The organism is Mesorhizobium sp. M7A.F.Ca.CA.002.09.1.1, assembly GCF_003998555.1.
Taxonomy (GTDB): Bacteria; Pseudomonadota; Alphaproteobacteria; order Rhizobiales; family Rhizobiaceae; genus Mesorhizobium; species Mesorhizobium ciceri.
On the sequence record NZ_RZRR01000123.1, the window covers coordinates 1 to 8966 of the forward strand.

General features: G+C 65.0%; 9 protein-coding genes. 3 read left to right on the plus strand and 6 right to left on the minus strand.

All coding sequences use genetic code 11. From position 1 onward, the window contains the following. The 3 genes from EN994_RS08135 to EN994_RS08145 form a co-directional block, all read left to right on the plus strand. The coding region (locus EN994_RS08135) for an aldehyde dehydrogenase family protein (RefSeq protein ID WP_127307475.1) at nt 1–680 on the plus strand (680 nt) is incomplete at its 5' end. A 32-nt stretch (nt 681–712) separates the two neighbouring features. Next, nucleotides 713–2092, plus strand: a complete 1380-nt coding sequence (locus tag EN994_RS08140; protein WP_063170117.1) for an aspartate aminotransferase family protein — start codon at nt 713–715, stop codon at nt 2090–2092. Nucleotides 2093–2100: 8 nt separating this feature from the next. After that, nucleotides 2101–3204, plus strand: a complete 1104-nt coding sequence (locus EN994_RS08145; RefSeq protein WP_063170116.1) for an alcohol dehydrogenase family protein — start codon at nt 2101–2103, stop codon at nt 3202–3204. Between the two features lie 12 nt (nt 3205–3216). Here EN994_RS08145 and EN994_RS08150 read toward each other — a convergent pair whose 3' ends face one another. The 6 genes from EN994_RS08150 to EN994_RS08175 all read right to left on the minus strand — a co-directional run. After that, entirely contained in the window at nt 3217–4263 is a 1047-nt protein-coding gene (locus EN994_RS08150) for an ornithine cyclodeaminase (RefSeq protein WP_063170115.1), read from the minus strand. A 29-nt stretch (nt 4264–4292) separates the two neighbouring features. Beyond that, nucleotides 4293–4922, minus strand: coding sequence for an FMN-binding negative transcriptional regulator (locus tag EN994_RS08155; RefSeq protein WP_063170114.1), 630 nt, complete (start codon nt 4920–4922; stop codon nt 4293–4295). Nucleotides 4923–4926: 4 nt separating this feature from the next. Next, a complete protein-coding gene (locus EN994_RS08160) occupies nt 4927–5808 on the minus strand; it encodes a branched-chain amino acid ABC transporter permease (protein WP_027035600.1) in 882 nt (293 codons plus the stop codon). Nucleotides 5809–5813: 5 nt separating this feature from the next. Then, a complete protein-coding gene (locus EN994_RS08165) occupies nt 5814–6518 on the minus strand; it encodes an ABC transporter ATP-binding protein (RefSeq protein ID WP_063170113.1) in 705 nt (234 codons plus the stop codon). Between the two features lie 4 nt (nt 6519–6522). After that, nucleotides 6523–7689, minus strand: coding sequence for an ABC transporter substrate-binding protein (locus tag EN994_RS08170; RefSeq protein ID WP_063170112.1), 1167 nt, complete (start codon nt 7687–7689; stop codon nt 6523–6525). 41 nt (nt 7690–7730) lie between these two features. Continuing rightward, on the minus strand, nt 7731–8966 hold a 1236-nt coding region (locus EN994_RS08175; protein ID WP_127307476.1), incomplete at its 5' end, for an ATP-binding cassette domain-containing protein.

Consider the following 8966-nt stretch of genomic DNA (forward strand, 5'->3'; position numbering starts at 1 on the left):
GTCATGCCCCGCTGATCGTCTTTGCCGATGCAGATCTGGACAAAGCGGTTGATATCGCCATCGACGCCAAATTCGCCACGTCGGGCCAGGACTGCCTCGCCGCCAACCGCATCTACGTCCAGCGTCCGATCTACGATCGGTTCTGCGCCGCCTTCGCCAAGCGCATCGAGACGCTGCGGACCGGCAATGGCCTAGCCGAGAAGATCGACATCGGGCCGCTGATGCATGAGCGCGCCATCAAGAAGGTGGAGGAACAGGTCGCCGATGCCATCGCTCACGGCGCGCGCTGCCTCACCGGGGGCAAACGGCACCAGGCCGGCCCGCTGTTCTACCAGCCGACGCTGCTGGCCGATGTCAGTGACGAAGCGCTGATCATGCGCGAGGAGACGTTTGGCCCGGTTGCCGCCGTGACGCCGTTCGACAGCGAGGATGACGTGATTGCCCGCGCCAACGCCACCGAGTATGGCCTCGTCGCCTATGTCGTGACCGAGAATGGTGGCCGGCAGCAGCGCATGGGCCGCGCGCTCGACTACGGCATGGTCGCCATCAACCGCGTCAAGATCACCGGCGCGCCGATCCCGTTCGGCGGCGTCAAGCAATCGGGCATCGGGCGCGAAGGCTCGCGCCACGGGCTCGAAGCCTTCACCGATCTGAAGTATCTCTGTCTGGACGTCGCCTAGGTTCGTCCTGCCATCCCTCAAGGAGTTAAAAAATGCTCGACCAGTCCAACGAACTCGCCGCCTGGGATCGCGACCACTTCTTCCATCCCTCGACCCATATGGGCACGCACGCGCGGGGCGAAAGCCCGACACGCATCATGGCCGGCGGTGAAGGCGTCACCGTGTGGGACAACAATGGCAGGAAGAGCCTCGATGCCTTCGCCGGGCTCTATTGCGTCAATGTCGGCTACGGCCGCCAGAAGATCGCTGACGCCATCGCCGCCCAGGCGAAGAACCTCGCCTATTACCACGCCTATGTCGGCCACGGTACCGAGGCCTCGATCACGCTGGCCAAGATGATCATCGATCGCGCGCCGCAGGGCATGTCGCGGGTCTATTTCGGCCTCTCCGGTTCGGATGCCAACGAAACCAACATCAAGCTGATCTGGTACTACAACAACGTGCTCGGCCGGCCGGAGAAGAAGAAGATCATTTCGCGCTGGCGCGGCTATCACGGCTCGGGCGTGATGACGGGATCGCTGACCGGGCTCGACCTGTTCCACAACGCCTTCGACCTGCCGCGCGCGCCGATCCTGCACACCGAGGCACCCTACTACTTCCGCCGCGCCGACCGTTCGATGAGCGAGGAGCAGTTTTCGCAGCATTGTGCCGACAAGCTCGAGGAGATGATCCTGGCCGAAGGCCCGGAAACCGTCGCTGCCTTCATCGGCGAGCCGATCCTCGGCACTGGCGGCATCGTGCCGCCGCCGGCCGGCTATTGGGAAAAGATCCAGGCGGTGTTGAAGAAGTACGACGTGCTTCTGGTCGCCGACGAAGTGGTGACGGGCTTCGGCCGACTGGGCACCATGTTCGGCTCCGACCATTACGGCATCAAGCCGGACCTGATCACCATCGCCAAGGGCCTGACCTCGGCCTATGCGCCGCTGTCGGGCGTCATCGTCGCCGACAAGATGTGGCAGGTGCTGGTTGAGGGCTCCGACAAGCTCGGTTCGCTCGGCCATGGCTGGACCTATTCGGCACATCCGATCTGCGTTGCCGCCGGCGTCGCCAATCTCGAGCTGATCGACGAGATGGATCTTGTGACAAATGCCAAGGAGACCGGCGCCTATTTCCGCGCCGAGCTGGCCAAGGCGGTCGGCGGCCACAAGAATGTCGGTGACGTCCGCGGCGACGGCATGCTGGCAGCGGTGGAATTCGTTGCCGACAAGGACGACCGGGTGTTCTTCGACGCTTCGCAGAAGATCGGACCGCAGGTGGCGACAGCGCTTGCCGCAAGCGGCGTCATCGGCCGCGCCATGCCGCAGGGCGACATTCTTGGCTTCGCGCCGCCGCTCTGCCTGACCCGCGAGGAAGCCGACATCGTCGTGTCGAAGACCGCCGATGCGGTCAAGAGCGTGTTTGCCAATCTCTGAGATCGACTATGAATGCCATGACCAGAACCCTCCCCGCCACCATGGCCGCCGTGCTGCTTGTCGGGCACGGCGGGCCGGAAAAACTCGTCTACCGCAGCGATGTGAAAGTGCCCGCGCCTGCGCCAGGTGAAGTGCTGGTCAAGGTCAGCGCTTGCGGCATGAACAACACCGATGTCTGGGTGCGCCAGGGCGCCTATGGCACGGAGGAGGACGCTGCCGCCGTGTCGACATGGCGGCGCCAGGGCAACACGCTTGTTTTCCCGCGCATCCAGGGCACCGACACCGTCGGTACCATCGCCGCCGTCGGCGAAGGCGTGTCGCCGGAGCGTATCGGCGAACGGGTGATGGTCGATTTCTCCATCTACAATCGCGACGACGATTCGCTCGCCGACATCGACTATATGGGCCATGGCCGCGACGGCGGCTACGCCGAATACCAGGCCGTGCCGGCCGAGAATACGCATGTCGTCGATACCGACATGAGCGACGTCGAACTCGCCACCTTCTGCTGCGCTTACCTGACCGGCGAACAGATGCTGGAGCGCGCCGGCTTGAAGGCCGGCGAGCGCGTGCTGGTCACCGGCGCCTCGGGCGGCGTCGGTTCCGGCATCGTGCAACTGGCACGGGCGCGCGGCGCCATTCCCTATGCCGTCGTCGGCAAGGGCAAGGAACAGGCGGTGCTGGACATCGGCGCCGAGGCGGTCATCACCCGTGGCGTCGCAGACCTGCCGCAAGCCGTGATTGAAGCGACCGGCGGCCAACCGATCGACGTGGTGGCCGACCTGGTCGGCGGCGCGATCTTCAACGACCTCTTGCGTATTCTCAGGCCCGAAGGCCGCTACACGACCGCCGGCGCGATTGCCGGTCCGGTCGTGCAACTCGATCTCAGGACCATGTATCTCAAGCAGTTGCAGTTGCATGGTTCGAGCCAGGGCACGCGCGCGGATTTCCGTCGCATCGTTGGTTACATCGAGGCGAAGAAAATCCGGCCGCTGGTCGGTGGCGTCTACAAGCTCTCCGATTTCCACCATGCGCAGGCGGATTTCATTGCCAAGGATTTCGTCGGCAAGCTGGTGGTGGTGCCGGATGCCATGTGGGGTTCGGCTGGCTGAACACTCTATGCCTCAACCCTGCTGGGCCGCCCTCAACAGCATGCCGAACAGGTCGCGCGGTTCGTCGGGGTCGGCCAGCATGTCGAGTTCCTGGTAGAGGCCGGTCGACTTCAGCTGATCCCTGACATAGCGCAGCGCCGAAAAATCCTCGATGGCGAAGCCGACCGAATCGAACAGCGTGATCTGGCCGGAATCGCGCCGGCCTTGCACGGCGCCTGACATCACCTGCCACAACTCGATCACCTCATGATCCGGCGCAAGCTGCTGGATCTCGCCCTCGATGCGGGTCTGCGGCGGGTATTCGACGAAGATGTCTGAGCGCAGCAGGATATCGCGATGCAATTCGGTCTTGCCGGGACAGTCGCCGCCGACCGCGTTGATGTGCACGCCGGAGCCGACCATGTTGTCTGTGAGGATGGTGGCGTACTGCTTGTCGGCGGTGACGGTGGTGATGATGTCAGCCCCCTCGACCGCCTCCTGCGCGGTGCCGCAGGCGACCATGTCGAAGCCGAGACCGGCGAGATTACGGATGCATTTTTCGGTGGCCGAGCGGTCGATATCGTAAAGCCTCAGCCTGTCGACGCCGAGCAGCGCCTTGAAGGCCACCGCCTGGAATTCGGCCTGGGCGCCGTTGCCGATCAGCGCCATGCAGCTGGAGCCGGCCGGCGCCAGGTACTTGGCGGCCAGAGCCGACATCGCCGCCGTGCGCAGCGCCGTCAGGATGGTCATTTCGGACAGCAATACCGGGTAGCCATTGTGGACGTCGGCGAGCATGCCGAAGGCGGTCACGGTCTGGCGTCCCTCGCGCATGTTCTTGGGATGGCCGTTGACATATTTGAAGCCGTAGACTTCGCCGTCGCTGGTCGGCATCAGTTCGATGATACCCTCGGCGCTGTGCGAGGCGACGCGCGGCGTCTTGTCGAACAGCTCCCAGCGGCGGAAATCATTCTCGATGTAGCCGGCGAGTTCGACGAGGAAGCGTTCGACGCCGATCTTCAGCACCAGCTTCATCATATGATCGACGCTGACGAAGGGCACGATGTTGAGATTGGGGATCATTTTTTCTTATCCTTGCCGCATGCAGGCGCTCAGTCCTGGCGATGCGCGTTGTGTGCCTTCATCATTGTTGCCAGCGCCGGATCGTTTTGCTCCAGCACCCTGATGGCTCCGCCTGTGTCGTAGAGGCGCTCATCCTGGCCCATCTTGAACTTGGCTTCGAGCCGCCCGATCGGCAGGTCAAACCCTATGATACCAGGTATGCGCCGCTCCATGCCGCCTGGTCCGAGCTCACGCATGCCCCAGCGATCGTCGCGATCCTTCTCCAGCACGTCGACAAGCTGCAGGAGATGCCGGGCGGTGCCGTGATCGTCGAGCGGCACCGGATGCCCATGACAATGCACGACGGCAAAGTTCCAGGTCGGCGCGCTGTCGCGCACCGGATTGCGCGGATACCAGGACGGCGAGATGTAGCCATGCGGGCTGTGGAAGACAGTGATCGTCTCCCTGCCTTCGCTGATCAAGGTGCTGTGCGGATTGGCCCGGGCGAGATGCGAGATCAGCGTTCCGTTTTCACCCCGCGCGCGATCGAGCACGAAGGGAAGATGAGAGACGACAAGGCCCTGCGGTCCCGCTGTCACCACCGTGGCAAAGGCCGCGGCCTCGATCAGGCCGAACACCTCGTCGCGCGACAGTGGCGCGAACTCGGGCTTGGTATACATCAGGTCAGCTTCGCTGGGCGCGAACCGCCGGGATCAGGCCTTGCGGGCGAACCAGCAGCACGGCGATGACGCCCGACAGCACGATGGCGTCGCGATAGGGCGCGATCGCTCCCGGCAATGTCGCTTGCAGCAGCACCTCGATGATGCCGAGCAGGAAGCCGCCGGCGACAGCACCGGGCAAGCTGCCGAGCCCGCCGACGACGGCGGCGATAAACGCCTTCAGCACCGGCGTGAAACCCATCAGCGGGTCGACCGAGGCACGCTGCGCCACCCACAGCATGGCCGCCAGCCCGGCGAGCAGGCCGGAGAGCAGGAAGGCGGTGGCGATGATGCGGCTGGCCGGAATGCCCATCAGGCGCACGACGTCGAAATCCTCCGCTGCGGCACGCATCGCCGTCCCGGTCACCGAGCGGCGCAGGAAGACTTCCAGCGCAATCAGCGCCAGTGCGGAGACGACGATGGAGATGCTGGGACCGACGCCGATGGTGAAATCGCCGAAGGAGAAAGCGCCGGTCATCCAGCCAGGCATGGCGACAGCCTGCGGCCGCGCCGAAATGCCGTTCTGGAAGACGACCTTCAGCAGGCTGGAGACAGCGAAGCTGGTCAGCAACAGACTGGTGACGCTGGCGCCGCGCATCGGCCTGAACGCGATGCGCTCCATGGCGACAGCGGCGAGCGCGCCGCAGGACACGGCGACAAGCACCGCCACCGGGAACGGAAAGCCAAGCACCAGCGAGGCCAGCAGCGCATAGCCCGACAGCGTCATCAGTTCGCCATGGGCGAAGTTGATCAGGCCGACGATGGAAAAGACGATCGCCAGCCCGAGCGCCAGCAGCGCATAGACGCCGCCGAGGCTCACCGCATTGATGATCTGCTGCGCGATCATGCTTCTTAAGCTCCTAGATAGGCCTGGCGGACGAGGTCCGAAGAGGCGAGTTCTTTTGCCCTGCCCGACAGCACCACTTCGCCATTGGCGAGCACGACGGCGCGGTCGGCGATTTCGAGCGCCAGCGCCACATTCTGTTCGACCAGAAGGATGGTCAGGCCCTTGCGGCGCAGTTCGGCGATCAGGTCGAAGACGGTGTCGATCAGTTGCGGGGCAAGGCCGAGCGAGGGCTCGTCGAGCAGGATCATGCGCGGCTTGCCCATCAGCGCGCGGGCGATGGCCAGCATCTGCTGTTCGCCGCCCGACAGATTGCCGCCCTTGACGCGGTGGTAGCGGCGCAGGATCGGGAACAGCTCCAGCATCTCCTCTTCGCGCAGCCGCGCCTCGGCCGCCGGCTGATGCACCGCGCCGCCGAGACGCAGATTGTCGGCCACCGTCAGGCTGGCGAAGATGCGGCGGCCTTCCGGAACCAGCGCGACGCCCTTGCGGGCGATCGCCTCCGGCGCCAGGCCGGTGATGTCGACACCGTCGAAGACCACCTTGCCCGATGCCGCCGGCACCAGCCCGGCGACGGCGCCGAGCGTCGAGCTCTTGCCGGCACCGTTGGCGCCGACCAGGGCGATGATCTCGCCGCTGTCGACGGCGAGGTCGACGCGGCGCACCGCCTCGACCTCGCCGTACCGGATTTTCAGGGCTTCGACGCTCAGCATGACATCACGGCGCCGGAACGTCGGCGGCTTCGGGGATCAGGGTCTCGACATGCTTGCCTTCGCCGCCCTCGTAGCGCATCAGCGCCACTGGCCGCAGCGGCATGCGGTCGGTGCCGGCATAGGTGATCTTGCCGGTGATGCCCTCGAAATCCTTGAGGCCGGCGATGGCGTCGCGGATCGCCTTCGGGTCGTCGGAGCCGGCCGTCTTGACCGCCTGGTCGAGGATCAGGCCGATCTCGTAGCCATTGACCTCATAGGTCGATTCCGGCGCATGGCCGGCATATTTGGTGAAGGCGGCGTTGAAGGCTTCGAGCTTGCTGCCCGGCTCGGCATAGCCGGCCGCGGTGTAGACGACGCCGTCGACCAATTTGCCGAGCGCCTTGATGGTCGGCGTACCGATGGCATCGGCTCCATAGACCGGGATGGTGACGCCGGCGCCGCGCAATTGCTGGATGAAGGCTGGGAAATCGGGCTCATAGGCCGCCGTCATGATCAGGTCGGGCTTATCGGCCAAGCCCTTGATGTTGGTGATCTCGGCGGAAAAGTCGGGCTGGCCCATGCTGAAAGTGCCGCGGCCGACAATGGTGCCGCCCTTCTTCTCGAACACCTTGCCGAAATATTCCGGCAGATTGGCGGTGTAGGTGGAGTCCGGCGAGGTCAGCAGGAACACCTTCTTCTTGCCTTCGGAGACGGCGAAGTCGGCAACCGCCGTCGCCTGTACATTGTCGGCGGGATAGGTGCCGAACATGACATCGCCGACCGCGCCGGTGAGCACCGGGGCGGAGCCGCACAGCGTCAGGGTCGGAATGCCGAGAGGCTGGGTCAGCTGGCCGGCGGAAATCGAGGGATCGGCATCGCACGGCGTGATCATGATCTTGGCGCCGGCATCGATCAGCTCCTGCGCGACCGTGGCGGTCTGCGCGGTGTCGGAGCGGGTGTCCTTGATCAGCAGCTTGACGGTGTATTTGCCGCCGAACCCGCCCTTGGCGTTGAGTTCGTCGAGCGACATGCGCAGGCCGGCAAGTGCCGGCTGGTCGTAAGGGGCAAGACCGCCTGTCTGCGCGGTCGCGGCACCGATGATGATCTCCTCGGCGCTGGCCGTCGAAATGGTGGCGATGCCGAACACGGCAGCGCAGAAGGCGGCGCGATGGAGGCGATAGAGGCTTGGCATGTCGGTTCTCCTTCTGGATTTTTGTCGTTGGTCGTTGCGGTCTATGCGGTCTGGTTTTCAGGCGTTGCGGTCTTGGCGAGCGCCGTGCGGCTGCCGAGATAGGCGGCGATCACGGCGGGGTTCTTCTGAACGTCGCCCGGCGTGCCGTCGGCGATGACGCGGCCATGATCGATGACGACAATGCGTTCGCACAGGTTCATCACCAGCCTCATGTCGTGCTCGATCAGGACGACGCCGATGCGGCGCTCGGTGCGGACTGTCGAGAGGATGGAAACCAGTTCGGCGGTCTCGACGGCGTTCATGCCGGCGGCCGGCTCGTCCAGCAGCAGGAAGCGCGGCTTCAACGCCAGCGCACGTGCCACTTCCAACCGGCGTCGCTGGCCATAGGCAAGCCTGGCGGCCGGCTGATCGGCAAATCTCTCCAGCCCCATGCGCGCAAGTTCACCCATTGCCGCCGCCTCGGCATGGACGAGATCAGGCTCTACCTGGCGTGCGGCGACGACGACGTTTTCCAGCACCGTCATGTGCGGGAAGACGCGGATGTTCTGGAAGGTGCGGGCAACGCCGGAGCGCGCGAAGCGGAAGGCAGAAGCCTGCCGCACCGCGCCACCCACCGACACGGTACCGGCACTTGGCTTGACATCACCGGCCAGCATGTTGAGCAGCGTCGTCTTGCCGGCGCCATTGGGGCCGATGATACCGGTGATGCTGTCCGTTTCGAAACTCAGGCTGACGTCGTCGACAGCAACGACGCCGGCATAACGGCGCGACAGACGCTCGGCGGAGAGCCGGTCACTCTCGACACGCTGCGGAGGTGCCGCCGAAGCCGTCACGGCCTGACGTCCGGGCCGGCGCAGCAGGTTCAGCTCACGCTCGCCGAACAGGCCGGTCGGGCGTCGCCAGATGACCAGGATCATGGCGATGGCAAGCACGCCCTGGGTCAAGCCGAACAGGACAGGCAGATGCAGGCTGAGCACTTCGCCGCCGCCTTCGAAGCGGCGTACCACTTCGACCAAAACGATGGTGACGATGACGCCGGCGAAAGCGCCGAGCGACGAGGTCATGCCGCCGACGATCAGCATGGCAAGCATGGTGAAGCCCAGGTCGAAATAGAAATCGCGCGGTGAAAACGCACCCAGAAACTGCGCCATCATGGCGCCGGCAGCCATGGCGGCGACGACACCCGCCACCCAGGCGGCCAGACGCGCCGTGCGTTGGTCGACGCCGACGGCGGCCGCACCACGCTCGTCATTGGCGGCGGCTCGGCTGGCAAGGCC